This is a genomic window from Paenibacillus sp. Pae15, from assembly GCF_024519685.1.
Lineage (GTDB): Bacteria > Bacillota > Bacilli > Paenibacillales > NBRC-103111 > Paenibacillus_G > Paenibacillus_G naphthalenovorans.
In genome coordinates, this window is record NZ_JALJRM010000042.1 from 14645 (window position 1) to 30218 (window position 15574).

Annotated in this window: 10 protein-coding genes, 7 tRNA genes and 1 pseudogene; 2 read left to right on the forward strand and 16 right to left on the reverse strand. The window is 54.3% G+C overall.

Translation table 11 applies throughout. The features are described from left to right. Positions 1–84: 84 nt before the first annotated feature. Positions 85–1425: a glutamate-1-semialdehyde 2,1-aminomutase gene (locus NR121_RS23415; RefSeq protein ID WP_062409924.1), complete on the forward strand. Its 1341-nt coding sequence runs from the start codon at positions 85–87 to the stop codon at positions 1423–1425. A gap of 516 nt (positions 1426–1941) precedes the next feature. After that, positions 1942–6492, forward strand: coding sequence for a glutamate synthase-related protein (locus NR121_RS23420; RefSeq protein ID WP_375162536.1), 4551 nt, complete (start codon positions 1942–1944; stop codon positions 6490–6492). A 236-nt stretch (positions 6493–6728) separates the two neighbouring features. Here the strand turns inward: NR121_RS23420 and NR121_RS23425 are convergent, their stop codons facing one another. From NR121_RS23425 to NR121_RS23500, 16 genes and pseudogenes are all read right to left on the reverse strand, one after another. Continuing rightward, positions 6729–7391 (reverse strand): bifunctional 2-keto-4-hydroxyglutarate aldolase/2-keto-3-deoxy-6-phosphogluconate aldolase, encoded by a 663-nt coding sequence (locus NR121_RS23425; RefSeq protein ID WP_062409926.1) that lies wholly within the window; start codon positions 7389–7391, stop codon positions 6729–6731. Positions 7392–7414: 23 nt separating this feature from the next. Next, positions 7415–8398, reverse strand: a complete 984-nt coding sequence (locus NR121_RS23430; RefSeq protein ID WP_062409927.1) for a sugar kinase — start codon at positions 8396–8398, stop codon at positions 7415–7417. Further along, positions 8398–9153: a 2-dehydro-3-deoxy-D-gluconate 5-dehydrogenase KduD gene (gene kduD, locus NR121_RS23435; RefSeq protein WP_062409928.1), complete on the reverse strand. Its 756-nt coding sequence runs from the start codon at positions 9151–9153 to the stop codon at positions 8398–8400. The genes NR121_RS23430 and kduD overlap by 1 nt, the downstream gene beginning before the upstream one ends. 134 nt (positions 9154–9287) lie before the next feature. Beyond that, on the reverse strand, positions 9288–10160 hold the full coding sequence (locus NR121_RS23440; RefSeq protein ID WP_062409929.1) for a methyltransferase: 873 nt from the start codon (positions 10158–10160) through the stop codon (positions 9288–9290). Then, positions 10141–10911 (reverse strand): alpha/beta fold hydrolase, encoded by a 771-nt coding sequence (locus NR121_RS23445; protein WP_054820094.1) that lies wholly within the window; start codon positions 10909–10911, stop codon positions 10141–10143. Before NR121_RS23445 ends, NR121_RS23440 begins: the two co-directional genes overlap by 20 nt. Positions 10912–10949: 38 nt before the next feature. After that, entirely contained in the window at positions 10950–12101 is a 1152-nt protein-coding gene (gene bioF / locus NR121_RS23450; protein WP_054820093.1) for an 8-amino-7-oxononanoate synthase, read from the reverse strand. A 14-nt stretch (positions 12102–12115) separates the two neighbouring features. Continuing rightward, positions 12116–13108 (reverse strand): biotin synthase BioB, encoded by a 993-nt coding sequence (bioB, locus tag NR121_RS23455; protein ID WP_062409930.1) that lies wholly within the window; start codon positions 13106–13108, stop codon positions 12116–12118. Between the two features lie 39 nt (positions 13109–13147). After that, on the reverse strand, positions 13148–13882 hold the full coding sequence (gene bioD / locus NR121_RS23460; RefSeq protein ID WP_054820092.1) for a dethiobiotin synthase: 735 nt from the start codon (positions 13880–13882) through the stop codon (positions 13148–13150). Between the two features lie 215 nt (positions 13883–14097). Continuing rightward, positions 14098–14394, reverse strand: a pseudogene (locus NR121_RS23465) (group II intron reverse transcriptase/maturase); the annotation flags it as partial. 323 nt (positions 14395–14717) lie between these two features. Continuing rightward, a tRNA-Arg gene (locus NR121_RS23470) sits at positions 14718–14791 on the reverse strand. Positions 14792–14797: 6 nt separating this feature from the next. Next, positions 14798–14871: transfer RNA gene (locus NR121_RS23475), tRNA-Gly, on the reverse strand. 13 nt (positions 14872–14884) lie between these two features. Continuing rightward, a tRNA-Pro gene (locus tag NR121_RS23480) sits at positions 14885–14961 on the reverse strand. 8 nt (positions 14962–14969) lie between these two features. Next, positions 14970–15049, reverse strand: a tRNA-Leu gene (locus tag NR121_RS23485). A gap of 24 nt (positions 15050–15073) precedes the next feature. After that, a tRNA-Gly gene (locus NR121_RS23490) sits at positions 15074–15148 on the reverse strand. A gap of 181 nt (positions 15149–15329) precedes the next feature. Beyond that, positions 15330–15404 (reverse strand) — tRNA-Gly (locus NR121_RS23495). Positions 15405–15421: 17 nt separating this feature from the next. Beyond that, a tRNA-Lys gene (locus tag NR121_RS23500) sits at positions 15422–15497 on the reverse strand. Positions 15498–15574: the final 77 nt, after the last annotated feature.

A 15574-nucleotide genomic window follows, 5' to 3' on the forward strand; every position in this document is an offset into this window, starting at 1 on the left:
CAACGGGAAGCTGCGGCTTCCTCTTTTTTTGTAAGCATTGCTGCATTTAAATATGAACACCGATAATAGAGAGGAATGACCAAGATGACTCATCCATCTGGCTTAAGCAAATCAAGATCGCGCTCCGAGAGCTTATATAAGGAAGCGCTGGAGCATATTGTGGGCGGGGTGAACAGCCCTTCGCGTTCTTTTAAAGCGGTCGGCGGCGGGGCGCCTGTCTTTATGAAACGCGGCAAGGGAGCATACTTTTGGGACGAGGACGGCAACCGGTACATTGATTATCTGGCTGCATACGGCCCGATTATCCTTGGCCACGCTCACCCTCTGGTTACCGAGGCCATCTGCCGTGCGGCAGAGAACGGAACACTCTATGGAACGCCTACGGAGCTCGAAATCGAGTTCGCCCGCATGCTCAAGGCGGCCATACCATCGATGGACAAGGTGCGCTTTGTCAATTCGGGCACAGAGGCCGTCATGACAACGATTCGTGTGGCCCGCGCTTATACAGGCCGCAACAAGATCATCAAATTCGCCGGATGCTATCACGGCCACTCGGATTTGGTGCTTGTTGCCGCGGGCTCCGGTCCCTCCACGCTCGGGATTCCGGACAGCGCCGGCATCCCGGTCAGCATCGCGCACGAAGTGATTACCGTGCCATACAATAATCTTGCGGCGCTTGACGAAGCACTTGCCCGCTGGGGCGAGGACGTAGCCGCGGTCATGGTCGAGCCCATCGTCGGCAACTTCGGCATGGTCATGCCCAAGCCCGGCTTCCTGGAGGGGCTGTGCGCCGCCGCACGCCGCAACGGCTCCCTCGTCATCTATGACGAGGTGATTACGGCGTTCCGGTTCCATTACGGATCGGCGCAAACCTTTGACGGCCTGCCTGCGGGAACGGATTTCGCGGCCATCGAACCCGACCTGACGGCTCTGGGCAAAATCATCGGCGGCGGTCTGCCGATCGGAGCCTACGGAGGCCGTCAAGAGATCATGTCGCAGGTGGCTCCCTTGGGACCGGCTTACCAAGCCGGCACCATGGCGGGTAACCCTGCGTCGATCTCCGCAGGCATCGCATGCCTGCAGGCGCTGCAGGAGCCGGGCGTCTATGCCCGGCTGGACAAGCTCGGCGCTGAGCTTGAGGCCGGCCTGACGGCCGCCGCCGGCAAGCACGGCATCGCGCTGACCGTCAATCGCATTTGCGGCGCTTTATCGACGCACTTCTGCAGCCACCCTGTAACGGATTACGAGCAGGCGCAGGATACGGACAGCGAGAGATTCGCCCAGTTTTTCCGATACATGCTGGAAGAAGGCATCTGCCTGGCCCCATCCAAATTTGAAGCATGGTTCTTGACGACCGCACATACCCAAGCCGATATTGCATATACTGTCGAGGCGGCAGAACGCGCTTTTGCGCGAATGGATTAAACGATGGACATATGACAATAAATTCCCTTTATCACCCGAATCACGAACTATTATCGGAATCCGGTAATAGTTCGTTCGTTTTTTATTATTCCCGTAACCACGCCTTAAAACTTCCTTTATTCACCAGTTATGCAAAATAGATAGCGCTTACAATTGGTTAACAGCCTGAATGTTCTATTGTCTCAAAAACAATTTCATGTTATTCTATAAATACTTTTGAAATCAAATACTATCGGCTAAATGTAAGGTTTTAGTCATGATAGCTATGAAGATATGCGCTCATTACATTAACGTGGGCACATTTATTTTTTTATTATTGCCCAGTTATGCATATCTTCAAGAGAAACGAGAACCCGCCGGCGCAATCGATTATGCAGAATAAATGAATTTTTATTCAATGCGTTCTCACGTTGGCTTTGTTATCTCTTCTTGCAGCGACATGAACAAAGCCTTGATCTCAGTACGAACCGACTTTTAACTACCAGGGAGGTGACGGTCAGCCTGCTGACCACGAGAATGAACGAAGTTATGCGTAATGAAGGCCGCTTTCAGAATCTGTTGGCCACCGAACATGATAGCTGCGGCATCATTTGTATTGTAGAGAAAGATGGGTTTCCTTCCCGCGACAACATCCAAAAAACGATCGATGCCCTTGTTAAAATGGAGCATCGTTCAGGTTTTATTAACGGCGAAGGGGACGGCTGCGGTATTTTGACGGATATCCCCAGGGCACTGTGGGAGAAAAAACTGACGGAGGCCGGACTGGACGGCAAGCTCGCTTACGATGAGCGCTTTTCCATAGCCCATATTTTTGTTCCCCGCAAGCTGGACATTTCGGTTGCCGAGATGCAAAAGGGCATTCGGGAATTGTTTTCCCAGTTCCAGGTCAACATTCTTCTCGAACAAGAAAACGAGGTCGACAGCAGCGTGCTTGGTCCTAACGGCCGCAATGACGAGCCGACCTTCTGGCAAATCGCAGCGCTGTGCGAGAAGCAGGAAGTGAAAGTAGCCGATCACTTGTTCGAGCTTCATGTCGCCATTGAGTCCAAATACAACGTGCATGTGGCTACGCTGAGCAATGTAACCGCAGCTTACAAGGTTATGGGCGCAGCAAGCATTCTGCCTAAATATTTTAACGATACTCGCGACCCTCTGTTTGCGGCACAAGTGACCATTGGTCACAACCGCTACTCCACCAATACACAATCAAGCTTTTTCCGCGTCCAACCGTTCTCATTGCTCGGCCACAACGGCGAGATCAATACAGTCAAGAAATTGCGTCTGGAAGCCGATATGGTCGGCGTACCGCTCGTAGACGGCGGCAGTGACTCTCAGGATATGAACCGGACGATCGAAACGTTCATCCACCGCTTCGGGCTCAGCCTGTTTGAGGCGATGGAAGTCGTATTCCCGCCGATTCTCAACGAAATGAAGCTGTACCGTCCGGAGCTCCAGGATCTCTATGTCTATTACCGCCAAACTTGGGGCCATTACGCGCAAGGCCCGGCCGGGATCGTATCCCGCTACGGCAATGAATGTATTTTCAGCGTAGATGCCCTTGGTCTTCGTCCAGTCTGGATGGTAGAAAGCGAAACATCCCTTTATTTCTCCTCCGAACAAGGCGTGATCACGGTAGGCGAGATGGTAGCCGATCCCAAGCCGATCGCTCCGGGCGAAAAAATCGGGGTCATCCTGACACCGGGAGAGCATGTGCAGGTCATTCCGTATCATCAGGTACAAAATATTGTGCTGAGCCGCGCTCAAGCCCGTATCGGCTTCGAAGGACTGCGCAAGCACCTGCATAATGAATTGCCGCCGGTAGAAGCCGCTCCTTCGGCAGATATTACGCCGACAGACGCGCTCTACAGCTCTTTTGGCTGGGATCGCGACGGTATCCAGATGATCGAATCCACGGCACAGACCGGTGCGGAGCCGATCCGTTCCCTCGGTCATGACAGCCCGCATGCCGCTCTGAACCCGGAACGTGTGAACATTCCGGACTTCATTAAAGAAAGCGTAGCCGTCGTTACGAATCCGGCGATCGACCGCGACCGTGAAATGGAGCACTTCTCCACCCGTGTCGTAGTAGGTCCGCGCCCCAGCCTGTACGGCCAGCCGGATGACCGTCTTCGCATCGAATTGCTTTATCCGGTTGTGCTTGAAGGCAGCAACGGCATTGACTCTTTAACGGAGCTGAACCAGCCAAGCTTCGAACAGCTCGTAGCTCTGTTCGGCGCTCATAACGGTGATGCCGTCGCAACGCTTTCCACAACGTTTGCCCGCGGAACCTCGCTTAAAGAAGCGCTGGAGAAGCTGGCTGCCGACGCGGTCCAAGCGGTCCGTAACGGAGCCATGCTGCTGATTCTGGATGACAGTGAGGCGCATCAGAACGACCGCCTGTGGATGGATCCGCATCTTGCGGTATCCAAGGTCGATATTGCCTTGAGAGCCGAGAAACTCGGACACGGCGATAACCTGCGCCGCCAAACAACGCTCGTTTTGCGCAGCGCTTCGATCCGCAACCTGCACGATATCGCAGTAGCCTGTGGTTTGGGTGCGGATGTGCTGTCTCCTTACCTCTTGTTTGCAACGGCATCGTCCAAAGACGGCGCACTTGCGGCACGCAAAGTGTTCACCGCCTTGATGAAAGGCTTGGAGAAAGTCATCTCCACCATCGGTACGCACGAGCTTCGCGGCTACACCCGCTTCTTCTCGTCCATTGGATTGAAGCCGGAGCTGGCTGAAGTGCTGGATATCGTCAATTACCTGGGCAGCGACAACGCGGGCACCGGTTTTGCCGAGCTCGAAGCGGATGCGGAAGCCCGTTACAACGACTTTACCAATCCAAAGGCCAAAGCGGCGCGGAACTTCCGGTTCTTCCAACGGATGTGGAAAGCCCTCGGCGATACGGCTTCCGGTGCGGCACCTTATTCGGATTACCGCGACAAGCTGCGCGAAGAGGAAAAGAAAAATCCGATTTCCATCCGTCACGTTGCCGACTTCAACTTTGAGAAAGCTTACGCTGAAGGCCGTAAACCGCTGGACCCGTCACAAGTGAATATCGGTATCGGCGATCACGATCTGCCTATGCTCATTTCTTCCATGTCCTTCGGTTCGCAGAACGAAACGGCATTCCGCGCTTATGCGGAAGCCGGCGAGCGACTGAATATGGTAACCATGAACGGCGAAGGCGGCGAGATCAAAGACATGCTGGGCCGCTATAAGCGGACCCGCGGCGCGCAAGTGGCGTCCGGACGTTTCGGCGTGAACGTAGAACTGGCCAACGCCGTAGCGTTCCTTGAGATCAAAATCGGCCAAGGCGCTAAGCCGGGCGAGGGCGGCCATTTGCCGGGTTCGAAGGTTACGGCTAAAATCGCGGCCGCACGGAATGCTACCGTTGGTTCCGATTTGATTTCGCCATCCAATAACCACGATATTTATTCGATTGAGGACTTGGCGCAAATTATTTCCGAGCTGAAGGAAGCAAGCGGACGCAAAGCGAAAATCATCGTTAAAATTCCGGTTGTGCCGGGTATCGGCACGATTGCTGTCGGCGTTGCCAAAGCAGGCGCGGACGTTATCACGCTTTCCGGCTTTGACGGCGGTACAGGAGCGGCACGGATCCACTCCATCACGCATGTGGGACTTCCGACGGAAATCGGTACGAAGCTTGCTCACCTCGCCTTGATCGACGCCGGTCTGCGTCATAAGGTTGAGCTTTGGTCCGACGGCGGAATGAAATCAGGTGCGGACGTCGTCAAAATGTTTATGCTCGGCGCCAACCGTGTCGGCTTCGGTTCCATAGCTATGCAAGCGATCGGTTGTACGACCTGTCGCGGATGCCACTTGGATACTTGCCACGTAGGTATCGCGACGCAAATCGATTCGATGGAAGAAGCTGAAGAGAAAGGTCTGCGCCGCTTCGTACCTCGCGTATACGATACGGCTGTTGAATCGCTTGTCCGCTTGTTCAGCGGTATCGGTGAAGAAATTCGCGAGATCGTCGCTCAATTGGGCTTCAAGAATGCGCAAGAGCTCGTAGGTCGTTCCGACCTGCTGCAGCAAACGAGCCATCTGGAGAGCATCGACCTTTCCGATCTGCTTCGTCCGGCTCCGATTTCCTTCGCTGCGGCCAAAGATGCCGAGCGTGAAGTTGCCGCCGCAGTATCCTCGGATATCCGTATTGCAGCCGGCGCGGAAGGCCAGGAATTCTTCCCGGATGCCGTATCCTTCGCAGCTCCGGTAGAGCGCACGTGGAGCAAAGTAGACGCGGAATCCCGTATCTTGGGCAGCCGCTATGCCAGCCATCGGGTAAGAGACCGTTTCGACGGCAGCTACGACGAGCTTCCTCCGGTCAACATTACGATGACCGACGGTTCCGTACCGGGCAACGGACTCGCTGCCTTTAACGCCCGCGGCGTGGAAATTACGGTTCACGGCGGCGCGGAAGACGGCGTCGGCAAAATGTCGCTCGGCGGTAAGGTCTCTATCCTGAAAGCACCTAGCAAGCACAAGCAATTCATTAACGGCTCCGTAGGTAAATCTTTCGGCTACGGCGCTCAAAAAGGCTTGTTCCTGATCCAAGGCAATGCCGATACTCGCGCATGTATCCGTTTCTCGGGCGCAGATGTCGTGTTCGGCGGCGAGATCACTTCCCCGCTTCGGGATGAGCTGGGCGGTCTGGCAGCCCGTGCGAACCTCAAAGGCTTCGCGTTCGAGTATATGACCAACGGACGCGCCGTCGTTCTAGGCGACCCGGGTCCATGGATCTGCGCCGGGATGACCGGAGGCGTGATCTACCAGCGTCTTGTTCCCGAGATGGGACTGGATCAAGCAGCGATCGAACGCCGCATAGCCAAAGGCGCGAAGGTAAAAATCGAAGCAGTCGGTCCACAAAGCATCAAGGATCTGAATGAACTGCTCGGCGCATACCGCGATGCGCTTGCTTCTTCCGGCCAACCGGAAGCCGCGGCTAAAATTGAAGACCTGCTGAATAATTTGCAGGCAAACTTCGTACGCATCGCACCGGTAGGTCTGCAAGCCGATCAATCGGTAGCAACGGAATAACATAGTCATCCCCCCAGGCTGTCAGCTCTGGGGGATTTGTTTTATCGAGGTTCATTTTGGAGCAAGAAAATCGTTAACCTCGCTAAAACCTTATCACATTAAGTAAATAAACTTTTTCAACCGCAGCCTATGTCCTTGTCTGGACCCTCACTTCATGTAAGCTATATCTTAAGCAAAGCAGGCCCTTCTCTTTCATGCCGGAGCATGGAAAGAGAAGGGCCTGCTTTGTTTTTAGCTCAACCTTTGGCCGCGCGGTAAGCTTCGATATACTGTGCCGCTTTTTTAGCCACCAGACTGTAGTCTCCTGTTTTCACGGCATCCGTAGTCAAGTCGGAGCCGATACCGACCGCTACGGCGCCGGCTTTGATCCATTCGCCCAGATTGCCAAGAGACACGCCCCCCGTCGGCATCACGTTTGCCTGCGGCAGCGGTCCTTTGATTGCTTTGATCATCGCAGGCGAATACAGATTGCCCGGGAACAGCTTCACCACGTCAACTCCCAGTTCCAGCGCCCGCTGAATCTCCTGGATCGTCATCACTCCAGGCATGACAGGCACCCGGTAACGGTTGCACAGCGTGACCGTATCCGGATTCAGCGTCGGCCCTACGACGAATTCGGAGCCGCTCAGAATAGCCGCTCGCGCGGTTTCCGGGTCTAGCACCGTACCTACGCCGATAATTGCGTATTTACCCGGATCCTGCGCCGTGCTGGAATACTTCTTCGCAAGCTTCTCAATCGCTTGTAATGCGAATGGTACGGTCATTGTCACCTCAATGACCTTAATACCGCCTGCAATGGCCTGCTCCGCCATCTCTACCACTTCATCAGGCGTATCTCCGCGAAGCACTGCGACAACGCCTTCATTCACTAACTGCTGCATCAGCTGAATTTTCTTCATCCTGCCCTCTCATCCCTTTCTTTCTACCGCTCCACATGCTTTTCATTATTCAAGAATGCTTCAACCTGCTCCCATGTCGGAGCTCCTTCCCAGTCGCCTTCCACCTGCACGATCATACAGCCGATGAGATTGCCGAGACGTACCGCTTCCGTCAAGCTGTAGTTTTTAAGCAAACCGACGATAAAGCCGGCACAAAAGCCGTCTCCCGCTCCCACCGTGTCAACTACACGCTCGGCTTTGAAATACGGCACCGAACTGACTTGTCCTTGCTCGACGATGAGCGTTTCGTTATTGCCGCCTTTGACGATCGAAACCGCCCTGAGCTTGCTCAGATGAGCGACGATTTCGTCAAAGCTCTCCGTTTCGTAAAGCAGCTTCAGTTCGTCCAATCCCGGCAGGAAATAATCCGCATCCTTCGCGAGCTCCAACAGCACCTCGCGCGCCTCATCAAGCGACCAGAGCTTCAGCCTAAGGTTCGGGTCAAAACATACCTTAACCTCATGCCTGCGGGCAATCCGGATCGCTTCCTTGACGGCTTCGCGGCAGCTTGAGCTGAGTGCCGCCGTAATCCCCGTAACATGTAAATACTTCGCCTGCTTGATGTATTCCTCGTCCAGGTGCTCCGGCCCCAAAGTACTGGCCGCCGAGCCTTTGCGGTAATAGTACACCGACGGCTTACCTGATACGTCTTCACGCAGCATCAATCCGGTTGGCGCTTCCGGAGTCAGCTCCACACGAGAGACGTCTACGCCTTCACCGCGGATTCTCTTCAGGATCATCCGTCCGAACGGGTCCTTCCCCAGACGGCTGAACCACCCGGCACGGTGACCTAACCGGGAGATGCCGATCGCCAGATTTCCCTCCGCCCCGCCAAACATCCCCTGAAAATGCTGGGCATATTCGATTCCTTTGGGGTTCTCCGGAATCATCAGCGCCATCGACTCTCCAAAAGTGATGACTTCAGGTTGAAACATCTGCCAAGCTCCTGTTTGTCTGTTCGTCGCCATTATCTCGTCATCCACCCTCCGTCTACGCATAACACATGACCACTCATATAATCGGAAGCCTGCGAGGCCAAGAAAACCACAGGGCCTTGCAGGTCTTCCGGCGTACCCCAGCGCGCCGCCGGAATACGTCCCAAAATTTGCGCGTTGCGCTCCTCATCCGCACGAAGCGGAGCCGTATTGTCCGTAGACATATACCCCGGAGCGATAGCGTTTACTTGAATGCCATATTTTGCCCACTCATTGGCAAGCGCTTTCGTAATGCCTGCGACGGCATGCTTGGAAGCCGTATATCCCGGAACATGAATCCCGCCTTGAAAAGAAAGCATGGAAGCGATATTGATGATTTTACCCGATCCCTGCTTAATCATTTCGAGGCCAACAAGCTGCGACAGGAAAAAGACCGTATTCAAATTCAATTTCAACACATCATGCCAGTCTTGAGCGGAATGATCTGCGGCCGGCGTACGGCGAATAATGCCCGAGTTGTTGACCAAAATGTCGATTTTACCGAAAACGGACAGTGTCTCGTCCACAACGCTTTTGAGCACGCTTTCATCCATCAGATTCGCTACAATCGTATGCGCTTTCCGCCCCATAGCCTGGATTTGCTGCTCAACCTCGCGCGAGCGGTCGTTGCTGGTGACGATCACGACATCGGCTCCCGCATGGGCCAGCCCTAAGGAAATACCTCCGCCCAAACCGACCGCACCACCGGTAACAATAGCCACTTTTCCGGTTAAATCAAACAGATTCATCTTCACACCCCATTCAAACGTTTTAAGCGCTTTCGGTTTTAACGATCAGCGGGTTGACCTGACCTATTTATTATAAGGCAATCATCGGCAAATCGCTATACTGTGGTACAAAAAGAAGCCTTCCCGACGCTGGATTATTCGGCGCCGAAAAGGCCGTAAAGCAGATGGTATGTCGCACGAATCCCTCCGTTGTTCACTGCAAACCGTTCCGTATACTTTTTCTCCATTTCCGCAAAAAGACGCCGTCCCGCACGTTGTGTCTCTCTGGAATCCGAATTGGCGTTGCCTGCGCCTACCCGCTTCACACTGTACAAGAAGCTCCTGACATCCGTGAACGTCTGCACATCCATATCCTCCAGGCCGGTAAAAGCAAAACTTTGCTTCAGCCCGCCGGAACTCTGGACCAATAATCGCTTCCACTCCGCCAGACTTAAAAAGTCTTGTCCATGAGACATCTTCGAAAGCCCAAGCTCGCGCTCCGCGGCTCTAAAAGCTTCATGCAGCTCTACAAAGGTTTGCGGCCCGAACGTGGCAAACGCGAGCAGACCGTCCGGCTTGAGCCGCCCAAGCCAAGCCTTCATGGTTCGTCCCGGCTCGTCAAACCATTGAAACGTTGCGCTCGATATGATCACATCGGCTTGTCCGTACTCCGTCGGCGCCCATTTCTCGTCATCGTTTCCCGGCGGCTCCGCATCACCGACAAACGTCTCCAGACGTCCGGCGGCCATATCCCCATAGCGCTGCCGCGTGCGCTCTGCCATTTGCGGAGATAAATCGATGGCCAGCACACTCGCTTCCGGATAAGCGTCAAGCAGCTTGCCGGTGAGCAGTCCCGTACCGCAGCCGATTTCGATAATGCGGCTTACATTCTTCGGCGCTTTCCGCTTCAAAACCAGGTGCAGCAGACGATCCGCCATCGTCCGCTGCACAACCGCATATTGATCATAGCTTCCGGCGTGCCGGTCAAAATGCCGCCGTACCTTGCTCTTATCGATCCTTGTCGTCATCTAGAAAACCCCTCAGATGTTCGTAAAAAGCAGCCTGTCTCGTCAAGAACGGAACATGCCCCGTATCCTCGAGAACCACGCTCCGCACCCCTTCCGTTTCATCCGGCATCGCCCCAACCGGGCAGATCGCATCCCCGCTCCCATGAATCCACAGAATCCGGCCTCCTGCCGAAGTGAAGACGGGAACCAGGGCCTTGGACCAGGCTTCGGTCACATCGGTTTCGATTAAATACTTCAGCCCGGCCTTCAGGCCTTCCAAAGAGAAATCCGGTTCACAGGCTGCCACGATCTTCCCTTCGGCACGCTCATTCGCAGATACCATCGAATCCGCAAACTGCTGCAGCACATGCTCCCGATCCGTTTCCAGCTTGCCGAGCATTCGCTCTACAATCCGCCTCGGCCAGCCCTGCTTCCGGTCGGCACTGACAAAACAGAGTGTCGAACCGATCACAACAAGCCGCTTGATCCCTAACGACCCGAATGCCGTTCCCATCTCGCCGGCCAGTTGCGCCAGCCTGTCTACAGCCAGCATACCGCCCATAGACCAGCCGACGACCGTTTCGGGCTTTACTTCCCGGAGCACCCGGTCGAAGGCTTCATAGAACGCTTCGATCGAATGGCAGTCCGCATATGAAAAAAAATGATGCCCGATCCCTTGGCCTGTCCATTGCTCGCGAACGGATGATTCCCATATCCATGGTGACATTCCCCAGCCGTGAATCCATAAGATGCGTCTTGTTACGTCTACCATCTCTCTCACCGACTTCCATACCAAAAATAGGCTCGAGCCTAAGCTAATTCGCGTCCTGCCCTGTCAATTTGCTCGACCGCCCATTGCAAATCCTCGTCCCGGTGGGTAGCCATCAGCGTAAAACGTATTCTAGCCGTTCCCTCCGGCACGGTCGGAGGACGAATCGCTACAGCGGCGATTCCTGCCTGCTGCAGCTTCTCGCTAAATCGCACCGTCCGCTCATTGCTTCCCAACAGTAGCGGCACAATATGGCTCTCGCTTTCGCCCGTATCGAATCCGCGCTGCCGCAGCGCCTCGCGGAACCAGACGGCCTTTCGCGAAAGCTCCTTACGCCGCCACTCCTCTTTTCGGGCCTGAAGCCAGTTAAGCCTCACGGACTCGATGACAGCAGGCGGCAGCGCCGTCGTATAAATGAAGCTGCGCGCCTTGTTGACAAGATACTGCTTAAGTACCTCATCCCCCGCAATATAGGCACCATATCCGCCGTAGGCTTTGCTGAACGTGCCCATTTGGATTTCGACCCGTTCGGTTAACCCAAGCTCATGTACCAGTCCTTGCCCTTGCTCTCCATACAGCCCGCCGCTGTGCGCTTCGTCGACCATCAGCATCGCTCCATAGCGGTCCTTGAGCTCCACCAGTTCACGTAAAGGGGCTATGCTTCCGTCCATACTGAAGACCGAATCAGTAACGATCAATTTTTTGCTGCCGGTATCCGCTTTTCGGAGCAGTGTTTCCAAATGATCCAAATCCCGATGGCGGTACCGGACATGCTCCGCGCGGCTAAGCACAATGCCGTCGACAATGCTTGCGTGATTCAGCCGATCGCTGAACACGACGTCGTGGCGTCCCATTAAAGACGGGATGACGCCGACATTGGCCATGTATCCGCTGCTGAACAGCAGGCAGCTTTCCGTGCCTTTAAAGCGGGCAAATTCCTCTTCAAACCGTCGATAAACCGGGTTATTGCCGACAATCAACCGCGAAGCGGCAGCTCCCATCCATGCATCAGCGATTCCGCTCCGCTGCTGCAGCCCCAAATAATCGTTCGAGGCCAGATTGAGCATCCTCCGTCCGTCCCGCAGCAGCCAGCCTTGTCCCTGCGGCTCCGAGTCCACTAAATAACGGAACTGGGCCCGCTCCTTCAGCGATTCCAGTTCCGTATGCATCCACTGCCAAGCCGATTTCCTCATTTCCAAACGCCACCTTACAGAGCGCACAGCTCGATCTCGAACCCAAGGTCCTCAATCATCTTGTGGTCAGCCGTCGCCTCTTGGCCTTCCGTAGTCAAATAATCGCCGACAAACACGGAATTCGCCGCATATAGTCCCAGCGCCTGCAACGACCTCAGATTCACTTCGCGCCCTCCTGCTATCCGAATCTCTTTGGTCGGGCAAATGAACCTCATCAAAGCAAGGACCTTCAAGCATTTGCGCGGATTCAGCTCACGGTTGTTTTCCAGCGGCGTTCCCGGGATCGAATTCAGGAAATTGACCGGGATCGAATCCGCATCCAACTCCCGTAAAGCATAGGCCATCTCTACAATTTCCTCATTCGTCTCACCCATGCCGATAATACAGCCCGAACAAGGAGACATACCTGCCGCTTTTGCTTTTTCCACCGTATCTACCCGGTCGTCATATGTATGAGTAGTTGTTATGTTGGAGAAATTTTGCTTGCTCGTATTCAAATTATGATTATACCTGTCTACCCCGGCTTCTTTCAGCTTAACGGCCTGTGCCTCGCTCAAAATCCCAAGGCAAGCGCAAATTTTCATCGGCATCGTCGACTTAATTTCTTTCACGGCCTCTACAACCTGATCCAGCTCTTTATTCGTCGGACCGCGGCCGCTGGCCACGATACAGTACGTCCCAACCTTGAGCTCCATCGCTTTGCGGGCGCCGTCTACCAGCGTTTCCTTCTCCAACAGCGGATATTTTTGAATCGCCGCCTTCGATACGATCGATTGCGAGCAGTAGCCGCAGTCCTCCGGGCAAAGCCCGCTTTTGGCGTTGATGATCAGATTCAGCTTCACTTTTTTCCCGTAATAATGCTTTCTCACTTTAAACGCCGCCTGCATAAGGGCAAGGACTTCGTCATCATCGGCTTCAAGCACCGACAACCCTTCCTTCAAATTAAGCAATTCGCCGCGAATGGATTTATCCGCCAGCTCGTTCCAATTGGTCTGCAATGTCAACATCCGAATTGTCCTCCCGCATGAATGAACTATTTTTGTCCGCTAAAAGTATTCCATAACCGCTTGCATGTCGATCCGGTGCTCTACAGTCTCCACCCAAAGCTCACGCCAAGCTGACCACCCTGCATCGGTTTGCGGACTTTCTCCGTTCCAAGGCAGCATGCCCCATACCCGAACCTGACCGAATGTTTCAATCATGCGCCGGTTTTCTGCCAGGCCTGGGTCGTGTTCATCCTCATAGCCGTTCATAATGACGCCGGCCACCTGCAGCCCTCTCTGCCTTGCATACTCTACGGTCAGCAGCGTATGGTTCACTGTTCCCAGCTTAGGGCGGGCTATGATCAGCACCGGCAGGCCCAAAGCTGCGGCCAAATCAGCAACCAAATGCCGTTCGGTCAAAGGCACGATCAGTCCGCCGGCTCCTTCGATCAGAAGCGGACCGTCGGCTTGCAGCCTTCGGTGTCCTTCCTGAACCAGAGCTTTCCAGTCAATCGTCTTCCCTTCCCGCTTCGCCGCCATCCACGGAGCCAGCGGCGCTTCAAGCGTTATCGTCACCGTGTCCGACTCCTGCTGTCCAACGCCGCTGCCCTGTACAAGCCGATAACTATCCGCTTGGGCTTCACCCATTCGAACTCCGGACTGCACAGGTTTCCAAAGACGCAGCGTTTGTTGTTTTACGCCTCGCAATCTGCGGTTGATCGCAGCAGCAAGCGCACTTGTCACCCAAGTTTTCCCCACATCCGTATCCGTACCGGTAACGAACAATCCTTTACTCATAGGTCATCCCTCTATACTTAAACCGTTTTATTGTTAACCTCATTTTAATTATATTAGGTTAACAATTCAACTAGAACGTATTTTACTACACACCCGTGCAGCAGACAAGTTATTTCTATTAACTCGGCTGAGCGATCTAACCCCTTTACGAAATAGGGCTATTCCATGACTCCGGCGTTCAGGTAAGCCCGAATCAGTTTCAGCACACGCTTATGGAGTTCGGCTTTCACCGTTTCCCAGTGGATATTCAGGTAAGCTTGTAGCTCCACTACCGTTACGCCGTCCACACCGGGGGCTCCTCCGTTTTGGACCACTCGCTTGTAAGCGAGCCGTAGGTTGTCCCCTTCGAGCATCCTTTCCAGCAGGTCGTCCTTTGATTTGCGAGAGAAAGGGAAGACTTGTGCCGGCGAAGAGCTCGGCGCTTCGGCATACCCTCGCGGCTTCACCGCTGCTCTTTGCCGGAAGCTCTCTTGCGAGATATTCTGCTGTCGTTGCTCTCCGCGCGAACGCATCGGTTTCCTCTCTCCTTTCGGTTCGGCCCTTCCGCTGTCCGGCGTCCCGTACTTGCGTACTATGGCCTCTGCTGACTCCTGAGGATTCAGCAGAGCCTTCCGACTCTGGTTACGAATTAACTTCGCGTATTCCGCAGGCCTCCCCAAATAAGAACGTCATCTGCCTGCCCGCGACCACTGGAGTCTACAGGGTTAGCCTTCGGCGGCTTTGGATTTCATTGTGTTTGGGCAACTCATCCGACTGGACTCTCACCCTAAAGATGACGCCCATGCTGGGCGTACCAAAAAAAAACAACCCCTCGCATTTGCGAGAGGCTGTTTTACGTCCCAGGAGGGATTCGAACCCCCGACCGACGGCTTAGAAGGCCGTTGCTCTATCCAGCTGAGCTACTGGAACATGATATGGAGCGGGTGATGGGAATCGAACCCACGCTACCAGCTTGGAAGGCTGGAGTTCTACCATTGAACTACACCCGCATTAAATTTAAAGTGGTCGGGACGACACGATTCGAACATGCGACCCCCTGGTCCCAAACCAGGTGCTCTACCAAGCTGAGCTACGTCCCGTTATTCAATGCCGGTAGAGGGACTTGAACCCCCACGGTTTCCCTCACGATTTTGAGTCGCGCGCGTCTGCCAATTCCGCCATACCGGCATGATGAGTTAAATTCACTCATGATGGAGCGGAAGACGGGATTCGAACCCGCGACCCTCGCCTTGGCAAGGCGATGCTCTACCCCTGAGCCACTTCCGCTTACTAAATATCAAACCAGACTCCATTAACTATATTCGACCGAGACCAGTCAGGTTCCTCTTCACCATATTCCTATGCGCTAGGAGATGGGATACTCTCCGTTACGCTCCAAGACTGTGAAGCGGTCCTAACGAAGCTTATGCTTCGGCAAACCCTTTGAGTTCTCGCTCTGATTCATGAATGGAGCGGAAGACGGGATTCGAACCCGCGACCCTCGCCTTGGCAAGGCGATGCTCTACCCCTGAGCCACTTCCGCGTTTCCGTTAGAAACAATGGTGAGCCATGTAGGACTCGAACCTACGACACCCTGATTAAAAGTCAGGTGCTCTACCAACTGAGCTAATGGCTCCCTTTATCGTAATCTGAAAAAACTGGGGATCTAGGATTCGAACCTAGGCATGACGGAGTCAAAGTCCGTTGCCTTAC

Excerpts from the sequence above, each read along its gene's own strand:
- NR121_RS23415 (WP_062409924.1), top strand. The coding sequence starts at position 85 with ATGACTCATCCATCTGGCTTAAGCAAATCAAGATCGCGCTCCGAGAGC.
- NR121_RS23420 (WP_375162536.1), top strand. The coding sequence starts at position 1,942 with ATGAACGAAGTTATGCGTAATGAAGGCCGCTTTCAGAATCTGTTGGCC.
- NR121_RS23425 (WP_062409926.1), bottom strand. The coding sequence starts at position 7,391 with ATGAAGAAAATTCAGCTGATGCAGCAGTTAGTGAATGAAGGCGTTGTC.
- bioF (WP_054820093.1), bottom strand. The coding sequence starts at position 12,101 with ATGAGGAAATCGGCTTGGCAGTGGATGCATACGGAACTGGAATCGCTG.
- NR121_RS23430 (WP_062409927.1), bottom strand. The coding sequence starts at position 8,398 with ATGGCGACGAACAGACAAACAGGAGCTTGGCAGATGTTTCAACCTGAA.
- NR121_RS23440 (WP_062409929.1), bottom strand. The coding sequence starts at position 10,160 with ATGACGACAAGGATCGATAAGAGCAAGGTACGGCGGCATTTTGACCGG.
- kduD (WP_062409928.1), bottom strand. The coding sequence starts at position 9,153 with ATGAATCTGTTTGATTTAACCGGAAAAGTGGCTATTGTTACCGGTGGT.
- NR121_RS23445 (WP_054820094.1), bottom strand. The coding sequence starts at position 10,911 with ATGGTAGACGTAACAAGACGCATCTTATGGATTCACGGCTGGGGAATG.
- bioB (WP_062409930.1), bottom strand. The coding sequence starts at position 13,108 with ATGTTGACATTGCAGACCAATTGGAACGAGCTGGCGGATAAATCCATT.
- bioD (WP_054820092.1), bottom strand. The coding sequence starts at position 13,882 with ATGAGTAAAGGATTGTTCGTTACCGGTACGGATACGGATGTGGGGAAA.